16 protein-coding genes are annotated in these 16,677 nt (G+C 70.9%); 8 read left to right on the forward strand and 8 right to left on the reverse strand.

Features of this window, described 5'->3' with window-relative positions; all coding sequences use genetic code 11:
- The first annotated feature begins 40 nt into the window (after positions 1–40).
- Positions 41–2,827, forward strand: a complete 2,787-nt coding sequence (locus ACTIE5_RS10290) for a calcium-binding protein (protein ID WP_439549607.1) — start codon at positions 41–43, stop codon at positions 2,825–2,827.
- A 93-nt stretch (positions 2,828–2,920) separates the two neighbouring features.
- Here the strand turns inward: ACTIE5_RS10290 and minE are convergent, their stop codons facing one another.
- The 4 genes from minE to ACTIE5_RS10310 form a co-directional block, all read right to left on the reverse strand.
- Complete coding sequence (minE, locus tag ACTIE5_RS10295) at positions 2,921–3,211, reverse strand: cell division topological specificity factor MinE (RefSeq protein WP_439549608.1); 291 nt, start codon at positions 3,209–3,211, stop codon at positions 2,921–2,923.
- Complete coding sequence (minD, locus tag ACTIE5_RS10300) at positions 3,208–4,026, reverse strand: septum site-determining protein MinD (protein WP_092961830.1); 819 nt, start codon at positions 4,024–4,026, stop codon at positions 3,208–3,210. Before minD ends, minE begins: the two co-directional genes overlap by 4 nt.
- Positions 4,027–4,091: 65 nt before the next feature.
- Complete coding sequence (minC, locus tag ACTIE5_RS10305) at positions 4,092–4,880, reverse strand: septum site-determining protein MinC (protein ID WP_439549609.1); 789 nt, start codon at positions 4,878–4,880, stop codon at positions 4,092–4,094.
- Positions 4,881–5,052: 172 nt separating this feature from the next.
- Positions 5,053–6,018, reverse strand: coding sequence for a Bug family tripartite tricarboxylate transporter substrate binding protein (locus ACTIE5_RS10310; protein WP_439549610.1), 966 nt, complete (start codon positions 6,016–6,018; stop codon positions 5,053–5,055).
- Positions 6,019–6,093: 75 nt separating this feature from the next.
- Here ACTIE5_RS10310 and ACTIE5_RS10315 point away from each other — a divergent pair, with 75 nt between their 5' ends.
- The 6 genes from ACTIE5_RS10315 to ACTIE5_RS10340 all read left to right on the forward strand — a co-directional run bounded on the left by ACTIE5_RS10315 (position 6,094) and on the right by ACTIE5_RS10340 (position 12,003).
- Complete coding sequence (locus ACTIE5_RS10315) at positions 6,094–6,996, forward strand: ABC transporter substrate-binding protein (protein WP_439549611.1); 903 nt, start codon at positions 6,094–6,096, stop codon at positions 6,994–6,996.
- Positions 6,993–7,451 (forward strand): acyl-CoA thioesterase, encoded by a 459-nt coding sequence (locus ACTIE5_RS10320; protein ID WP_439549612.1) that lies wholly within the window; start codon positions 6,993–6,995, stop codon positions 7,449–7,451. Before ACTIE5_RS10315 ends, ACTIE5_RS10320 begins: the two co-directional genes overlap by 4 nt.
- A 72-nt stretch (positions 7,452–7,523) precedes the next feature.
- Positions 7,524–8,351, forward strand: a complete 828-nt coding sequence (locus ACTIE5_RS10325; RefSeq protein ID WP_439549613.1) for a hypothetical protein — start codon at positions 7,524–7,526, stop codon at positions 8,349–8,351.
- A gap of 39 nt (positions 8,352–8,390) precedes the next feature.
- On the forward strand, positions 8,391–10,217 hold the full coding sequence (locus ACTIE5_RS10330) for a heavy metal translocating P-type ATPase (protein WP_439549614.1): 1,827 nt from the start codon (positions 8,391–8,393) through the stop codon (positions 10,215–10,217).
- On the forward strand, positions 10,214–11,176 hold the full coding sequence (locus ACTIE5_RS10335) for a D-2-hydroxyacid dehydrogenase family protein (RefSeq protein ID WP_439549615.1): 963 nt from the start codon (positions 10,214–10,216) through the stop codon (positions 11,174–11,176). Before ACTIE5_RS10330 ends, ACTIE5_RS10335 begins: the two co-directional genes overlap by 4 nt.
- Entirely contained in the window at positions 11,173–12,003 is an 831-nt protein-coding gene (locus ACTIE5_RS10340) for an alpha/beta hydrolase (protein WP_439549616.1), read from the forward strand. The genes ACTIE5_RS10335 and ACTIE5_RS10340 overlap by 4 nt, the downstream gene beginning before the upstream one ends.
- A 4-nt stretch (positions 12,004–12,007) precedes the next feature.
- Here the strand turns inward: ACTIE5_RS10340 and ACTIE5_RS10345 are convergent, their stop codons facing one another.
- From ACTIE5_RS10345 to ACTIE5_RS10355, 3 genes are read right to left on the reverse strand one after another with little or no spacing between them, the layout of a single operon-like run.
- Positions 12,008–13,069: an alpha/beta fold hydrolase gene (locus ACTIE5_RS10345; RefSeq protein WP_439549617.1), complete on the reverse strand. Its 1,062-nt coding sequence runs from the start codon at positions 13,067–13,069 to the stop codon at positions 12,008–12,010.
- Positions 13,070–13,116: 47 nt separating this feature from the next.
- Entirely contained in the window at positions 13,117–13,452 is a 336-nt protein-coding gene (locus ACTIE5_RS10350) for a hypothetical protein (RefSeq protein WP_439549618.1), read from the reverse strand.
- 41 nt (positions 13,453–13,493) lie between these two features.
- The gene (locus ACTIE5_RS10355; protein WP_439549619.1) at positions 13,494–14,693 is read right to left on the reverse strand and encodes a Zn-dependent hydrolase; all 1,200 of its coding nucleotides are present in this window, start codon (positions 14,691–14,693) and stop codon (positions 13,494–13,496) included.
- An 80-nt stretch (positions 14,694–14,773) separates the two neighbouring features.
- Here ACTIE5_RS10355 and ACTIE5_RS10360 point away from each other — a divergent pair, with 80 nt between their 5' ends.
- Complete coding sequence (locus ACTIE5_RS10360) at positions 14,774–15,157, forward strand: RidA family protein (RefSeq protein ID WP_439549620.1); 384 nt, start codon at positions 14,774–14,776, stop codon at positions 15,155–15,157.
- On the opposite strand, the gene ACTIE5_RS10365 is transcribed toward ACTIE5_RS10360, so the two are convergent.
- Complete coding sequence (locus ACTIE5_RS10365; protein WP_439549621.1) at positions 15,151–16,605, reverse strand: N-acyl-D-amino-acid deacylase family protein; 1,455 nt, start codon at positions 16,603–16,605, stop codon at positions 15,151–15,153. The two genes, ACTIE5_RS10360 and ACTIE5_RS10365, sit on opposite strands and share 7 nt — an antisense overlap.
- Between the last annotated feature and the right edge of the window lie 72 nt (positions 16,606–16,677).

Raw genomic sequence — 16,677 nt, forward strand, 5'->3', positions numbered from 1 at the left:
TAACCATTCGGGCCGTTAACCATTCGGGGTATCTGACATCATGGCCACGCTGATCGGCGGCAACGCGGCGGAAACCCTCGCCGGCATCGGTGCCGACCACGACATCATCTTCGGCCAGGGCGGCGCGGATACGCTGGTCGGCGGCGCGGGGCGGGATACGCTGGCCGGCGGCGACGGCGATGACCTGATCCTCGGCGGGCTGGAGGCGGACCGGCTGAGCGGCGGCGCCGGCAACGATACCTTCCGCTTCGCCAGTGCCGCGGAGATGGCGGGCGACATCATCGGCGATGCGCGGCCCGGGGACAGGCTCGACCTGTCCTTCGCCGCCGGCTTCACCTTCATCGGCTCGGCCGCCTTCTCCGGCGCCGGCAATGAGATCCGCGCTGTCCGCGTGACGCTGGAGGATGGCACCGCCGCACTCAGCCTGCAGACCGCAGATGCGACGCTGACACTCGCCGGTGGCGTCTATGTCGCGCCGGCAGGCGGCGGGGTCTTCACCATCCTCGCCAACCGCGTGATGAACGGTACGGCCGGGGCGGACACGCTGGATGCCGCCGGCGGCGCCGATACGCTGCGAGCGCAGGGTGGCGACGATGTGGTGCGCATGGGACTCGCCGGCGGCGCCGCCTTCGGCCAGGACGGCGCGGACACGCTGCTCGGCCATTTCGGCACGGACCTGCTGAATGGCGGCGCAGGCGACGATATCATCAGCGGCGGCGACGGGGCGGATACGCTGCTGGGCTCCGACGGCGCGGACAGCCTCTCCGGCGGCGCGGGCGCCGACAGCATGAATGGCAATGCCGGCGCCGACACGGTGCTGGGCGGCGATGGCGATGACCGTCTGTCCGGCGGCACGGAGGCCGACCTGCTGGTGGGCGGCACCGGCGCCGACACGCTGATGGGCGATCTGGGCGACGATACGCTGGTGGCGGGCGATGCGGGCAGCGTGCTGAGCGGCAGCCGCGGCGCGGATCGGCTGGAAGCCGGCGCCGGCGCCGATACGCTCAGCGGCGGGTCCCATGACGACCGCTTCGTCTTCGGCAGCCTCGATTCCTTCGGCGGCGACCTGATCACCGATGCCGAGGGCGGGGACCTCATCGACCTTTCCGCCATGGCGGGCTTCCTTCGCCTGGTGCGCGGCGGCTTCACCGGCCAGGCGGGGGAGGTGCTGGTGACCGGCACCGGCATCGCCATCGACATGGATGGCGACGCCATCGCCGACCGCCAGATCACCATCACCCAGCCGCGCGGCATCCTGTCCCTGGATGAGGTGACGCAAGGCAGCCTGGTATTCGGCTACAGCCTTCCCGTCACGCTGCCCGGATCGGCGGCCGATGACCTGATCGTCGGCAGCAATGGCGCGGATGCGATCAGCGGCCAGGCGGGGCATGACACGCTGCTGGGCGGGTTTGGCGCCGATACGCTGTCCGGCGGCGCGGATTCCGACAAGCTGGTCGGCGGCGACGGCGCGGATCTGGTGCGGGGCGCCGAGGGGCGGGACCTGATCGTCGTCGGGGCCGGCGATACGGTCAGCGGCGGTATCGGCGCGGATCGATTCGTCCTCGGCGAGATCGCGAGCGCGACCATCGCGGATTTCGCGCTGGGCGACGTGCTGGATCTCTCCTTCCTGTCGAGCCTGTCCTTTGTCGGCACCGCCGCCTTCTCCGGCATGGCGGGCGAGGTCCGGCTCTACCGGTTCGGGCTGGAGATCGACCGGGATGGCGACGGGGTCGGCGAGACGTTCATCAATGTGGGCAACGGCGACTTCACCCTGGCAGAGACGGCGCCGGGAAGCCTCGTCTTCCAGGTCGCGCGGGCGTTGCGCAACGGGTCGGCCAATGGCGATCTGCTTGCCGGCACGGACGGCTACGACCATCTGCGAGGGCTCGGCGGCAATGACACGCTGACCGCAGGGGATGGCGACCTGCTGCAAGGCGGCCTCGGTACCGACCGCTTCGCCATGACGATCACGCGCGTCTCCTCCACCCCCGTCACCGCCACCATCCTGGACCTGGCGGTGGGGGAGACCGTGGCGCTGGACTTCACGCGCCAGCAGGGCCTGACGTCAACGAACGTGCCGGTCTATCGCGGGCTGGACGGCTTCACGGGGTTCGAGGGCTGGCAGGTCGTGCTGCTGGACCATGTGTGGGTCGATGGCACCTACATCCTGAAGGGGCTCGCCATCGACAGCACCTCCGACCGGGTGGCGGACCACATCATCGACCTCTCCGGCTTCAACGGCGCCTTCACCGCGACGGTGACGCAGACCGGCGCCTCGACCTTCACCCTGTCCCTGGTCGCGACAGGCACGGAGCACCTGCTGGTCGATGGCGATGCGGCCGCCAACACGCTCTCCTCCGGCACCGCCGGCGATACCCTTCGCGGCCAGGGCGGCGCGGATACGCTGCTGGGTGGCGACGGCGCGGATGCGCTGGATGGCGGCACGGGCAATGATTCGCTGGTTGGCGGCGCGGGCAACGACGTGCTGTTCGGCAGTTCGGGCACGGATCGGATGACCGGGGGAGAGGGGCCCGACACCTTCTTCTTCAATGCCCCGCATTCGCGCCCCGGCGCGCTGCGTGACGTGATCACCGACTTCGATGCCGATGACGGGGACGTCATCGACCTGCGCCGGATCGATGCGAACCCCGATATCGACGGTCGCCAGCCCTTCGCCTTCATCGGCGACGCCGCCTTCACTCACGGGGGTCAGGCGCGCTACGCGAACGGGCTGCTCCAGCTGGACTGGACCGGCGATGGCGTGGCCGATTTCGAGGTCGAGCTTCTGGGCGCGCCCACCCTGCCGGAGGCGCATCTGCTGGCGTGATGCGCGCCCCCGGCCCCTGGTCGCGGGGGCCGGGCCGTTGCCCTCAGGCGCTTGCGCGCCGGGAGGCTTCAGGCGCTTGCGCGCCGGGAGGCTTCAGGCGCTTGCGCGCCGGGCCGCCTGCGCGGGCGGGCCGGGCAGGTCGATCTCGATCGCCAGGGTGGACATGTCCCCGCCCCGGTCGAGCGAGACATTCACCCGCCCCGGATCGATCGACACATACCGCGCCACCACGGCCACGATCTCCTGCTGCAGCTTCGGCAGGAAATCCTCCCGCGTCCGGCCGATGCGCTCATGCGCCAGAACGATCTGCAGCCGCTCCTTCGCCTGGGATGCCGTTGCCGGCTCCGGCTTGCGGCTGCGGAAGATGTCCGCGAGCCAGCTCATGCCGCCCTCCCCCCGAACAGGCGTGAGAAGATGCCCTTCTTCGCGGGTTCCAGGAACCGGTGCTCCACCTTCTCGCCCAGGAAGCGGGAGACCGCATCCTTGTAGGCCTGACCGGCGACGCTTTCCTGGTCCATGATCACGGGGTTGCCCGTGTTGGACGCCTTCAGCACGCTCTCGCTTTCCGGGATCACGCCGAGCAGCGGGATGGCCAGGATCTCCCGGATGTCGTCGAGCTTCAGCATCTCCCCCTTCTCGACCCGGGCGGGGTCGTAGCGGGTGACCAGCAGGTGTTCCTTCACCGGGTCGCGCTTCTCCTCCGCCCGGCGGGACTTGGATTGCAGCACGCCGAGGATGCGGTCGCTGTCGCGCACCGACGACACTTCGGGGTTCGTCACCACGATCGCCTGGTCCGCGAAATAGAGCGCCATGAGCGCACCCTTCTCGATTCCCGCGGGGCTGTCGCAGAGGATGTAGTCGTTGTCCTTCGACAACTCCTCGATGATCTTGCCGACGCCTTCCTTGGTCAGCGCGTCCTTGTCCCGGGTCTGGGAGGCGGGGAGGATCTGCAGGCAATCCACGCGCTTGTCGCGGATCAGCGCCTGGTTCAGCCGGGCTTCGCCGCTGATGACGTTGACGATGTCGAACACCACGCGGCGCTCGACGCCCATGATGAGGTCGAGGTTGCGCAGGCCGACGTCGAAGTCGATGACCACCGTCCTCTTGCCCCGCTGCGCGAGGCCCGTGGCGAAGGCGGCGGATGACGTGGTCTTGCCCACCCCTCCCTTGCCCGATGTGACGACGATGACTTCCGCCATGCTGACCCCCTGCCCTTCTTCACCCGGCGCGCCGCGGGGCGCTGCCAACTTGACCGAAAACCCGCTCAGCCGAGCGGGTCGAACCGCATATGCTCGCCGACCAGCCTGGCCATGACGGCCTTGCCGATCGGTGCTTCCCCGAGCCCTTCCCGCACCGCGTAGTAGCCGGCGATGGAGACGAGTTCGGGGTCGAAATGCTGCGCGAAGACGCGCGCTTCCGCATTGTCCTGCCCGCCGGCGATGGCGCGGCCCAGGAGGCGGCCATAGACGTGGATGTTGCCATCCGCGATCACTTCCGCCCCCCGGTTCACCGTGCCGACGATGATGAGGTCCGTGCCCTGCGCCCAGATGCGCTGGCCCGCGCGGACGGGCTGGTCGATCACCATGGCGGCCTGGGCGATGCCCTGGGGCTGCGGTTCCGGGGCGGGTGCCGGTGGGGGCGGGGGTGCCTGGTAGACGGGCGGCGCCGGTACTGCGGCGGAAGGGGGCGCCAGCGGCACCTCCTCCTCCTTCCCGCCGACCATGCGCAGCGGCGGCAGGCCGGCGCCCTGGGCGGCGACGCGCATTTCCGGCGTGCCACCGACGGTGCCGATGGGCACGATCTCGATGGCGCGGAGCTGCTGCACCAGGCCGGCGAAGTCGACCTCATGCGGGCGGGCCTGGATGTCGTCCAGTCCGACCACGATGGGGGCGAAGCGCAGGAAGCCGGGCGCGCGGCGGAACTGGTCCCCCAGCGCGGGCACCACGGCCTCCACACGATGATCCAGCAGCCGCATCACCAGCAGATTGAAATTGGCCCCGCGCAGCCTGAAGGGCTCGAGGCGCGGCGCGGAAGGGCTGGGCGCGAAGGACATCGCGGCGGGGGGTTCCTCTGGACAGGGGGCCAGGCGCCGGGGGGCAGCGCGCGGCCATCCCCACCCTATAGCCGCGCCCCCGGGCGGAGCGAAGCCTTCTCGCGCCGCCATGACGGAATAGAGACGATAGGCGCGCGATCTTCACACGCGCCCTGAGGTGCGAATCGGGCGGTCAGCCCGGCCGGATACCAAGCTCCCGCACCAGCCCGCCCCATTTCGCGACCTCGATCGCCAGATGGGCGCGCGCTGCCTCCGGCGAGGGATCGGCGAAGGCATCGACGCCGGCGGCCGCCAGCCTGGCCTGCACGCCAGGGTCCCGCAGCGCCCGGGCCGCCGCATCGGCGATGGGGCGCAGCACGGCGTCCGGCGTATTGGCCGGCGCATACATCGCCTGCCAGGCGGAGGCGTCGTAGCCCGTGACACCCGCTTCCGCGAGGGTCGGCAGTTGCGGCAGCATGGTCGAACGCTGCGCACTGGTGACGGCCAGGCCGCGCACCCGCCCATCGGCCATCAGCGGGCCGAGCAGCGTCTGGCTGTCGATCATGAAGTCCACGCGCCCGGCCGTCAGGTCCGCCACCGCCTGCGGCGTGCCGCGATAGGGCACCACGGTGAAGTTGGCGCCCGTCAGCTTGCGGAGCAGTTCGGCCGCGAGGTGCGACGACGCACCGATCCCCGCCGTGCCGAAATTCGCCTCCCCGTTCCGGGACCGCAGCCAGGCGAGGAAGCTGGGCACATCGGTGGCCGGCACGCCGGGATGGACGGCCACCACGAAGGGCTGGCGCGTCACCAGGGCGACGGGCGCGAAGCTCGTGATGGGGTCGAAGGGGAAGTTGCTGTAGAGCGCCGCCATCGCGGAATGCCCGACGCTTCCGACCAGGATGGTGTTCCCGTCCGGTGCCGCGCGCGCCACGGTGGTGGCGCCGATGGTGCTGCCCGCGCCGCCCTGGTTGTCGATCACCAGCGGCCGGCCGAGCGTGATGGTCATGTGCTCCGCCAGGATGCGCGCCACCACATCGGTCAGGCCGCCAACCGCGAAGGCGACCACCACGCGGAGCGGCCGCGGCGCCTGCGCCAGCGCGCCGCGCGCCAGCAGCGGCGTCGCCAATGATCCCAGAACCAGTCGGCGCGACAACGTCATCAGGGGGGTCCCTCTTCTCCGGCAGGCCGCAATCATGTCACATCGCGCGAAGTCTTACAGCCGGAGCACGGGCCCATGAACACCATCACGCTGCAGGAGCCCTTCCGCGCCCTGTTCTACACGCCCTTCTACGCCGCGATCGCCCGCGGCGATTTCGCCGCCGCCGGCGTCGATGTCACGCTCATCACGGTGGGGGAGCCCGATCGCGCGGTGGCGAACCTGCTGTCCGGCGCGGCGCACATGGCCTGGTCCGGCCCGATGCGCGTGATCCGCGACCATGCCGCGAATCCGGACAGCCCGCTGGTCAGCTTCGGCGCGGTGGTGATGAAGGACCCCTTCCTGCTGGTCGGGCGCGGGCCGAAGCCCGGCTTCACGCTGCGCGACCTGCGCACCCATTCGCTGGGCGTGGTGAGCGAGGTGCCGACCCCTTGGTGGTGCCTGCAGCGGGACCTGCTGGAGGCGGGGATCGACCCGGCGGGGCTGGAGACGGTGCAGGGCCGGACCATGGCGGAGAATGCCGATGCGGTGGCGGCCGGCACGCTCGGCCTGGCGCAGGTGTTCGAGCCTTTCGCGACGATGGCGGAGGCGAAGGGCTGCGCGGTGTGGCATGCGCAGGCGGATCGGGGCCCGACATCCTACACCGCCTTCTACGCGACGCGCGCCATCCTGGCGAAACGCCGACCCGCCATCCTCGGCATGATCCGCGGCCTGGCTTCCATGCAGCGCTGGCTGCAGGGCAGCGATGCCGCGACCATTGCCGCGACGGTCGCGCCCTTCTTCGCGGGCATGGACCGCGCGACGCTGGAAGGCGGCATCGCGCGCTACAGGAAGCTCGGCCTCTGGGCGCCGACCCCATTCTTCCCGCGCGACGCCTATGAATCGCTGGAAGCCTCCATGCTGCGCGCGGGCGCCATTCCCGCCGCGCCAGGCTATGATGCCTGCATCGACAACGCCGTGGTGCAGGAGGCGCTGGGGTGACGAAGGCGCTGCCGACCCGCGCGGATTACCGCTTCTTCCTGCCCATCCCGACACGCTGGATGGACAACGACATCTACGGCCACGTCAACAACGTGACCTACTACAGCTATTTCGACACGGTGGTGGCGCGCTTCCTGCTGGGGGAAGGCGCCATCAACCTGGTGGACAGCCCCGTCATCGGCGTGGTGGTGGAAACGCAGTGCCGCTTCCACGCCCCCATCGCCTTCCCGGAGGAGATCACCGCCGGGCTGCGCGTGGAACGCCTGGGCAATACCTCCATCCGCTACGGCATCGGCATCTTCAAGGCCGAGGAAGAGACGGCGAGCGCGGAGGGGCATTTTGTCCATGTCTATGTGGACCGCGCCACGCAGCGCCGGCCCACGCCGCTTCCCGACCGGCTTCGTCAGGCTGCGTCGGGAATTCTCGTTACTGGGATTGTTGATACCAACCGATAGTTGCAGCACCCCCTGCAACTCGCCTAGGGTCGCCAGCAGCATGGGAGAATGCGCCGTGGCAGGCGGGCGGGCATGAGCATCATCGGGACGCAGCCGGCCTGGCGCCTCGGCAGCCGCACGGCCATGCCGCCGGGGGAAGCGATCCTCGGCATCCGCGCCCTGCCCTACCGCGCCGAGGGCCAGCCCGGCATGCTGCCCCCGGTGGCGGGGCTGGTGATGAAGGCCATCGGCATCATCGGCGCGCGGACGGCCTGGGATGCGGCATCGGGCCAGATGCGCTTCACGGATCTGCCGCCCGGCCCCCGCCGCATCCTGGTCACGGACCCCGATCGCCGCTACCTGCCCGCGGCCGTGATGGTGGAGGTGCCGGACCGCTACCCCCAGCGCCCCACCGCCGGCGGACCGCCCATCCCGGTACCGCCGCACCCCGTGCGCCGCACCATCCTGCTGCGCCCGGCGCCCGCTCGCGCCATCCCGACGGGCATGACGGCCGTGATCGGCACGCTGCGCGATGCGGCGGGACGCGGCATCGCCCTGGCCCGCCTGGCCGCCAGCACCGATGCCGGCCTGATGCGCGTCGTGACCTGGACGGATGAGGCCGGCGGCTTCGCGCTGGTGCTGCCGGACAGCGAGGCCGGGTCCCCCCCCGCCACCTGCATCCTGGCCGTGCATACCCCCGTGGCAAGGCTGGCCGCTGCCCTCGCGGCCGATCCGCTCGGCGCGCTGCCCGCGGACCTCGACCAGCAGGATCCGGACGGGCCGCACAGCCAGTTCGACCGCCGCGCCGTCGCCACCCTCGCCCCCGATGGCTCGGTGGCGGGGGCGCCTCCGGGGGCGCCTCCGGGGGCGCTGCCGCTTCGCCCGGGCCGCACCGTTCGCTGGGATCTCCTCGCTCCCTGAGGGCTGGACAGCCGCTCCATCCGGCGCGACGCATGGACCATGGATGAAACGGCGAAACGGTACCTGCTGATCGCCGCCGGCTGCGGGCTGGCGATGGGCCTGGCGCTGCGCCTCGCCGGCCTTCCGACACTGTCATCCCTGAGCCTCGCCGCCGGGACCGCGGTGGTGCTGGGCGCGCTGCTGGTGCAGATCGCGCGCAGCATCGCGCAGCGGGACTTCGCGCTGGATGTCGTGGCGGCACTCGCCATGGCCGGCGCGCTGGCGCTGGGCGAATGGCTGGCCGGTGCGGTGGTGGCGCTGATGTTCGCCGGCGGCCAGGTGCTGGAAGCCCGCGCCAGCGCGCGGGCAAGGCGGGAAATGACGGCCCTGCTGGCCCGCCAGCCCCGCACCGCGCTCCGTCAGGACGCCTCAGGGCTGACGGAAATTCCCATCGAGGCGATCCGCCCCGGCGACCGCCTGCTGATCCGCAAGGGTGAGGTCCTGCCGGTGGATGGCCGGCTGGAAGCCCCCGCCTTGCTGGATGAGGCCGCGCTGACCGGCGAGCCCCTGCCCGTGACGCGCCCCGCCGGCGATGCCGCGCGCAGCGGTGCCACCAATGCGGGGGAAAGCCTGGTGCTGGTGGCGCTGCGCCCGGCGGCGGAAAGCACCTACGCCGCCATCGTGCGCCTGGTGGAAGGCGCCGCCGCCGCCAAGCCGCCCATGGCACGGCTGGCGGAGCGCTGGTCCGTCGCCTTCCTGGCCGCGACGCTGGCGCTGTCCGGCCTCGCCTGGCTGCTGACGGGCGATCCGGCGCGCGCGCTGGCGGTGCTGGTCATCGCCACCCCGTGCCCGCTGCTGCTGGCCGTGCCGGTGGCGCTGGTGGCGGGGATGAACCGCGCCGCGCGGGCGGGGGTGCTGGTGAAATCGGGCGCGGCGCTCGAACGGTTGGCCAGCGTCTCCGTCCTCGTCCTCGACAAGACCGGCACGCTGACGGAAGGCCGGCCGCGCCTCGTCTCCATCCAGCCCGCGCCGGGGGTGGCGGAGGGCGATCTGCTGCGCCTGTCCGCCGCGCTGGACCAGGCCAGCGGCCACGTGCTGGCGGAGGCGCTGGTGGCCGCGGCGCGGGCGGCGGGCCACGACCTGCCGATGCCGGGCGAGGTGCGGGAGGAAGCTGGCGCGGGCCTGGCCGGCCTGGTGGAAGGCCGCGCCATCGCCATCGGCACGCGTGGCTTCGCGGGCCGCCACGCGCCCCTGCCGGAGGCCGCCCCGCATGAGCCCGGCACCGCCGCCGTCACCGTCGCCATCGATGGCCGCTTCGCCGGCACGCTGCTGTTCCGGGACGCGCTGCGCGCCGATGCGCCCGCCATGGTCGCCGCCGCGCGCCGCGCCGGCATTGCCCGGGTTGTGCTGCTGTCCGGCGATGCGGAAGCGCCGGCCCAGGCCGTGGGCCGGCAGGTCGGCGCCGATGCGGTCTTCGCGGATCACGACCCCGCCCGGAAACTCGCCGTGATCGAGGCCGAGCGCCGGTCGGGCCGCGTGCTGATGGTGGGGGATGGGGTGAATGACGCGCCGGCGCTCGCCATGGCCGATGTCGGCATCGCCATGGCCGCGCGGGGCTCCGCGGCGCCCGGGGAGGCCGCGGATGCGGTGGTGCTGGTGGACCGCCTGGACCGCGTCGCCACGGCGTTGTTCGCCGCGCGCCGGGCGCAGGCCATCGCGAAGCAATCCGTCGCCGTCGGCATCACGCTGTCCATCCTCGGCATGGTCGCAGCCGCGCTGGGGTATCTCAGCCCCGTGCAGGGTGCTTTGATCCAGGAGGGCATTGACGTCGCGGTCGTGCTCAACGCATTGCGGGCACTCGGTCCGGGTAGGGATGAAACGACATGACGCCACTGAAGAAGATCGCGATCCTTGATGACTACCAGGGCGTCGCCCTGTCCATGGGCCCGTGGGACCGGCTGCCCGCGGGGGTCGAGGTGACGGTCTTCCGCGACACGCTGAAGGACCAGGATGCGCTGGTGGCGCGGCTGCTGCCCTTCGATGCCATCCTGGCGATGCGCGAACGCACCCCCTTCCCCGGCGCGCTCATCAAGCGCCTGCCGAACCTCAAGCTCCTCATGACGACGGGGGAGCGCAACCGGTCGCTCGACATCGCCGCGGCCAATGCGCAGGGCGTGACGGTGTGCGGCACGTCGTCCAGCGGCGCGCCGACGGTGGACATCACCTGGGGCCTGATCCTGAACCTGATGCGCGACCTGCCGGCCCAGGCGGCCAGCCTGCGCGCCGGCACCTGGCAGACCAGCGTCGGCACCGCGGTGGGCGGGCAGACGCTCGGCATCCTGGGCCTCGGCAAGCTCGGCACCGCGGTGGCCAAGGTAGGCCAGGCCTTCGGCATGAAGGTCATCGCCTGGTCCACGAACCTGACGAGCGAGGCCGCCGCCGCGGTCGGCGTCACGCGGGTGGAGAAGCGGGAGCTGTTCGCGCAGTCGGACGTGGTGTCCCTGCACATGATCCTGTCGGATCGCAGCCGCGGCATCGTGGGCGCGGCGGAACTCGCCGCCATGAAGCCCAGCGCCTTCATCGTGAACACCAGCCGCGGCCCGCTGATCGACCAGGCCGCGCTGATCGCGGCGCTGCAGGAAGGGCGCATCGCGGGCGCCGGGCTCGACGTGTACGACGAGGAACCGATCCCCGCGACGCATCCGCTGATGTCGGCGCCGAACGCGCTGCTGCTGCCGCATCTCGGCTATGTCTCGAAGCAGAATTACGGCGCCTACTTCAAGGGCGCGGTAGAGGTGATCGAGGCCTTCATGGCCGGCAACCCGATCCGCGTGCTGGCGCCATGAAGGCGCTGCCGGATTTCTGGGCGACGGCCAGCCAGGCGGATCGCGACCGCGCCTACAACAACGCCGAAGCCGTCGCCGACAGCCCGGCCCTGATCGCGGAGCGCGATGCGGCGGCGGCCGCCTTTCGCGCCGCGCATCCCGGGCATCTCGACCTGGCCTTCGGGCCGCATGAGCGGGAGGCCTGGGACCTGTTCCCGGGCCGCGATGCGAATGCGCCCTGCCTGGTCTTCATCCATGGCGGCTATTGGCAGCGCAACAAGCGGCAGGATTTCTGCCACCTGGCGGAAGGCGTGCTGGCCATGGGCTGGTCCGCCGCCTTTTGCGGCTACACCCTAGCGCCCGAAGCCACGCTCACCACCATCTGCTGGCAGGTGAATGCGGCGCTGGACTGGCTTTCCGCGCATGGCGCAGCGCACGGCATCGCGGGGCCCATCGTCGCCTCCGGCTGGTCCGCCGGCGGGCACCTGACCGCGATGGCGCTGGAACATCCGGCGGTGACGGCGGGGCTCGCCATTTCCGGCGTCTTCGACCTGGAGGCGATCCGGGAGACCTACCTGGATGCGGCACTCAAGCTGACGGCGGATGAGGTCGAGAACCTCTCCCCCGCCCGCCGCCCGGTGGTGATGAAGCCGCTGGCCATCGCCTATGGCGCGGCGGAGCTGCCGGAACTGGTGCGCCACAGCCGCGATTTTCATGAGCTGCGCAGCGCGGCGCAGGCGCCGGGGCCGCTGGTGCCGATCCCGGGCGCCGATCACTTCCGGGTGCTGGAGGCGCTGCGCGTGCCCGGCGGCAGCCTGGTGAGGATTGCCGCCGCGCTGCTGGACTGACCGTCTATGGCAGCGTCGCCATGAAGCGGCGCAGATCCTCCGCCCAGAAGCGCGCATTGCCGGTGGTGCCGTGGCCCAGCGACTGCGCGCTGGCGGGGATCAGCAGCAGCTGGCCATTCGCCACCCGGCGCATGGCGGCGTCCATCAGCCCGGTCTCCGGCGGGTTGCGTTCATCATCGGCGGCGTTGATCGCCAGCACGCGCGCCTTGATGCGCTCCAGCCTCGGCGCGGGGTTGTAGTCGCGCGACGAATCCCACTGCCAGATGAAGTCGTTGGCATCCGCCGGCGGCGGCGCGGCCAGGCGCTGGTCGATCAGCCGGTCGGCGGCTTCGCGCGTCGGCGCGATGGCGGAAAGGTTCAGCGTGCCGCCATTCGTGCCGGTTGCGTAGACCACATTGGCCAGGCCGAGGCTCGCGGGCTGCTGCGTGTAGAAGCCGTTGTTGTAGGCCGGGTCGCGCCGCACCGTTTCCACCAGCAGGCGCCGCATCATCCAGTTGCGGGCGGACATCTCCGTCGGCTGCGATGCCATGGGCACGATCGCGTCCATCGCATCCGGGAAATTCGTGCCCCAGACCCAGGCATGCATGCCGCCCATGGAATTGCCGATCACCAGGCGCAGGCGGCTTATGCCCAGGCCCTCCGTCACCAGCCGGTGCTGGGCCAGCACCATGTCGTCGTAGTTGTAGCGCGGGAAGGCACCGCGGAGGCCGTCGCTCGGCTTGGTGGTGCGGCCGGTGCCGATGGCGTCGGGGATGATGATGAAGTGCCGCTTAGCATCCAGCGGCTGGCCTTCGCCGAAGAGCTGCCCCGCGAAGGCCTGGGTCAGCATGCTGCGCGCGGACCCGGCCGTGCCGTGCAGCACAAGGACCGGAATGCCGGAGGGTTCGCCGACGGTGGTGTAGCCGATGCGGAGTTCGGGCATCACATCGCCGGTGTGGAAGCGGAAATCGCGCGCCACCCAACTGCCGTCGCGGGGCGCGGGGTAGTCCGCGGCCAGGGTCGGGGTCGCCGCCATCGCCAATCCGATCATCAGCGCGGCACGCCGCGCGAAACGCAGGCTTTCCATGGGTCGTTCCTCCGGAAGGCTTCTTGTCGCGCAAGCCTAACGGAGTTTCACGACGTGCGGATATAGGCCAGGAAGACCAGGAAGCTGGCAGCGCCTAAGGCCACATGCAGGCCGAGCACCGCGCCGCCGCCGCGCCGCAGCCAGCGGAAGGCGCCATAGCCGCCCGCCAGCGCCAGCGCGACGAGCAGGGGCGGCACCAGCGCCGGCATAGGCCCCGGCGGCCCGGCCACGACGCGCGCCGCCACCACCGCCAGCGCGACGATCGCCGCCACCAGATGCGCCGTCACCACCCAGCGCTTCCGCGTCCGGGTCAGGTAATGGAACCCCGCCAGCGCACCCAGGGCCAGCGTTGCGAGCAGCGCGACGATCCCGATCGTGTTCATGGACCCATCCCCTTGTTGCGCAACCAGATGGGGCCGCGCGCTCAGCCTGCCAGGTAGCGCGCCGCGCCTTCGGCCAGCACCTCGACGCAGAGCGCCAGGTCTTCCTCCTTCGTGTCCTCGCTCCAATGGTGGCTGATGCCGCCGATGGAGGGGCTGAACAGCATCGCCGCCGGCATGCGCTTGGCCAGGTATTGCGCATCATGCCCGGCGCCGGATGGCATGTGGCGCCAGGCGCCGGGAGCGAATTGCTCCGCCGCCCCCGCCAGCGCCGCCTGCATCGCGGGATCGCAGAGCGCGGGCTTGGAGAGGCTCATCGCCTCCAGCACCGCGGTGCAGCGTTCGCGGCGGTTGCTTTCCTGCACGCAGGCTTCGAGGCAATGGGCCATGCGGGCCAGCACGCTCTCCTCCACGTCGCGGAACTGGAACAGCACCTCCGCGCGGCCGGGGATGATGGAGGAAGCGCCGGGGTCAAGCGCGATGCGGCCGCAGGTCCAGGTGCTGCGCGGGCCGCAGACCATCGGCATGCGGTCGTCCAGCATGGCCAGCAGCCGCACGGCGGTCAGGCCGGCATCCCTGCGTTCCGCCATGGTGGTGCCGCCGGCATGGTCCTGCATGCCCGTGATGGTGATGCGGTACTGCCAGATGGCGACGATACCCGTCACCACGCCGACGCGCTGGCCGGAACCCTCAAGCTGCGTCCCCTGCTCGATATGGAGTTCGAGAAACCCCTTGTGGCGCCCCGGCTCCATCGCGATGCGCGGCAGGCCGGCGAGGCCCGCTTCCTGCAAGGCGGTCCGCAGCGGCTTGCCGTGGTAGCGGTTGGTCAGGCGGTCGATCTCGTCTTCCGGAAGCTCGCCGATGAAGGACCGGCTGCCGATGAAGCCGCCGTAATGCCCTTCCTCATCCGCCCAGGCCGCCACATCCACCGGCAGCCCGGCGCGGGCCAGCGCGACGCCGGCCATGACGCCGAGCGCGCCATCCAGCCAGCCCGCGTAGTTCTGGCTCTCGATATGGCTGCCGACCAGCAGATGCGGGCCTGGCCCCTGGTGGCGGCCGATGACGTTGCCGATGCCGTCCATGGTCGGCGCCAGCCCGCATTCGCGCATGCGGTCCATCAGCCAGCGGCGGCTTTCCATGTCCTCCGGCGAGAAGGTCGGCCGATGCACGCCGGTCTTGTAGGCGCCGATCTGCCGCAACTCGTTCAGATCGGCCAGGAAGCGGGCGGTATCGACCTTCGGCATGGCGTGCGGGAACCCGTGGCTGTTGCGCCGACATGGTGGAACCGGCATCCATGCCTCCGCAAGATTAGGGGGAACACCCGATGCCGGAAATCACGCGCTTCATGCCGCCGCAGGGCGGCCGGAAATACCCGCCCTTCGCCCAATCCGTCCGCCATGGGCCAACGCTCTACGTCTCCGGCATCGGCCCCATGGGCCCGGATGGGGTGCCGGAGGGGTTCGAGGCGCAGTTCGCCCTGGTGATGCAGCACCTGAAGCGCGCACTGAAGGAAGCCGGCAGCGACATGCAGAACATCCTGAAGGCCAATGTCCTGCTGACGCGGATCGAGGATGTGGGCCTGATGAACCGCCTCTATGCCGAGGCCTTCCCGGCGGATCACCTGCCCGCCCGCACCACCTGCGTCGTGGCGGCGCTGCCGATCCCGGAATTCCTGCTGGAGATCGAGTGCATCGCCGCGGTCTACTGAACCTGGCGCTGCAGTAGCCGCCCCGCCGGCGTGTCGCTCGCGCCGGCGGCGTGGGTATAGACGGATTGGCCGTTCACCCAGGTCTCGATGATGCCGTCGGCGACCTGGCGCGGGGCCACGAAACTCGCGCGGTCCAGTACCGTGTCGGCATCGAACAGCACCAGGTCGGCGAAGGCGCCCTCCCGGATCGTGCCGCGATCCGGAATGCCGAAGATGGTGGCGGTGCGGCCCGTCATCTTGTGGACCGCGGTTTCGAGGCTGAACAGGCCGAGTTCCCGGCAATAGCGCCCCAGCACCCGGGGGAAGGTACCCCAGAGGCGGGGATGCGGATGTTCCGCCAGCGGCCCGCCATCGCTGCCGATCATGGACAGGCGATGCGCCATGATCCGCCGCACATCCTCCTCCGCCATGTTGTGGAAGACGCCGCCGCCAGGCGCCAGGCGGATCGCCGCTTCCTCCAGCGTCACGCCCCATTCCCGCGCGATATCGTCCAGCGCGCGGCCCGCCATCTCCGGATGGGGCAAGGACGTCGTGACCTGCACCGGCACGTCGGCGCGCGGCTTGCGGGCGCTGAGCGAGGTGGAGGAGGCGGTGTAGGGATAGACGTCGAAGGCCACGGGGTAGTCAGCCGCGTGGCGTTCGATCAGCGGCAGCGTTTCGACCGACCTGCCATGGTTCTCCGGCTGAATGCATTTATGGTGGCTGATGATGACCGGCGCGCCGACGGCTTTCCCGATCCGCAGCGTCTCCTCGATGCTGTCCAGCACGCCATCGCCCTCATCCCGCATATGCGTGACATAGAGGCCGCGGTGCTCGCGCAGCGCCTCCGCCACCGCGATCACCTCCTGCTCCGGCGCGTGTCTGCTGGGGGGATAGAACAGCCCGGTGGAGAAGCCGGCGGCGCCTTCGGCCAGCGACTGCGCCAGCTTGCGGCGCATCCGCTCGGCCTCCCTGTCCGTCGCAGCGCGCGCCGTATCGCCGCCCATGGCCGCCACGCGCAGCGACATGTGGCCGATCAGCGCCAGGGTGTTCACCGATGATGGCTGCCGGCGCAGATGCTCCGCATAGGCGCCGAAACTGTCGAAAATCCACCATTCCGGGGCGCAGACGCCGTCCAGCGGTGCGGGTGGGCGTTCGGCCATCGGTTCCGGCGCCAGGCTGATGCCGCAATTGCCCACCACCACCGTGGTGACGCCCTGCGACACGCGGCAGAGCATGCAGGCGGGCCCGCAGAGCACCGCCTGGTCGTCATGCGTATGGGCATCGATGAAACCAGGGGCGAGGACGCGGCCTTCCGCCATCACGTCACGATCCGCGCCCATCCCCGACAGGTCGCCCACCGCCACGATCCGGTCGCCCTTCACGCCGACATCGCCGCGCCGGCGCGGGCCGCCCGTGCCATCGACCAGCGTGGCATCGCGGATGATCAGCTCGCAGCGCAGCGTCATGACGTTGTTCTCCCTGCCCGCAGGTTTGACGCGCCTTCGTGCCGATGCCTAGCATCCCTTGAGCACACGCAC

Source organism: Falsiroseomonas sp., from assembly GCF_051859025.1.
Lineage (GTDB): Bacteria > Pseudomonadota > Alphaproteobacteria > Acetobacterales > Acetobacteraceae > Falsiroseomonas.

Excerpts from the sequence above, each read along its gene's own strand:
- ACTIE5_RS10365 (WP_439549621.1), bottom strand. The coding sequence starts at position 16,605 with ATGACGCTGCGCTGCGAGCTGATCATCCGCGATGCCACGCTGGTCGAT.
- ACTIE5_RS10330 (WP_439549614.1), top strand. The coding sequence starts at position 8,391 with ATGGATGAAACGGCGAAACGGTACCTGCTGATCGCCGCCGGCTGCGGG.
- ACTIE5_RS10315 (WP_439549611.1), top strand. The coding sequence starts at position 6,094 with ATGAACACCATCACGCTGCAGGAGCCCTTCCGCGCCCTGTTCTACACG.
- ACTIE5_RS10355 (WP_439549619.1), bottom strand. The coding sequence starts at position 14,693 with ATGCCGAAGGTCGATACCGCCCGCTTCCTGGCCGATCTGAACGAGTTG.
- ACTIE5_RS10325 (WP_439549613.1), top strand. The coding sequence starts at position 7,524 with ATGAGCATCATCGGGACGCAGCCGGCCTGGCGCCTCGGCAGCCGCACG.
- ACTIE5_RS10345 (WP_439549617.1), bottom strand. The coding sequence starts at position 13,069 with ATGGAAAGCCTGCGTTTCGCGCGGCGTGCCGCGCTGATGATCGGATTG.
- ACTIE5_RS10340 (WP_439549616.1), top strand. The coding sequence starts at position 11,173 with ATGAAGGCGCTGCCGGATTTCTGGGCGACGGCCAGCCAGGCGGATCGC.
- minD (WP_092961830.1), bottom strand. The coding sequence starts at position 4,026 with ATGGCGGAAGTCATCGTCGTCACATCGGGCAAGGGAGGGGTGGGCAAG.
- ACTIE5_RS10360 (WP_439549620.1), top strand. The coding sequence starts at position 14,774 with ATGCCGGAAATCACGCGCTTCATGCCGCCGCAGGGCGGCCGGAAATAC.
- ACTIE5_RS10335 (WP_439549615.1), top strand. The coding sequence starts at position 10,214 with ATGACGCCACTGAAGAAGATCGCGATCCTTGATGACTACCAGGGCGTC.
- minC (WP_439549609.1), bottom strand. The coding sequence starts at position 4,880 with ATGTCCTTCGCGCCCAGCCCTTCCGCGCCGCGCCTCGAGCCCTTCAGG.
- ACTIE5_RS10290 (WP_439549607.1), top strand. The coding sequence starts at position 41 with ATGGCCACGCTGATCGGCGGCAACGCGGCGGAAACCCTCGCCGGCATC.
- minE (WP_439549608.1), bottom strand. The coding sequence starts at position 3,211 with ATGAGCTGGCTCGCGGACATCTTCCGCAGCCGCAAGCCGGAGCCGGCA.
- ACTIE5_RS10350 (WP_439549618.1), bottom strand. The coding sequence starts at position 13,452 with ATGAACACGATCGGGATCGTCGCGCTGCTCGCAACGCTGGCCCTGGGT.
- ACTIE5_RS10310 (WP_439549610.1), bottom strand. The coding sequence starts at position 6,018 with ATGACGTTGTCGCGCCGACTGGTTCTGGGATCATTGGCGACGCCGCTG.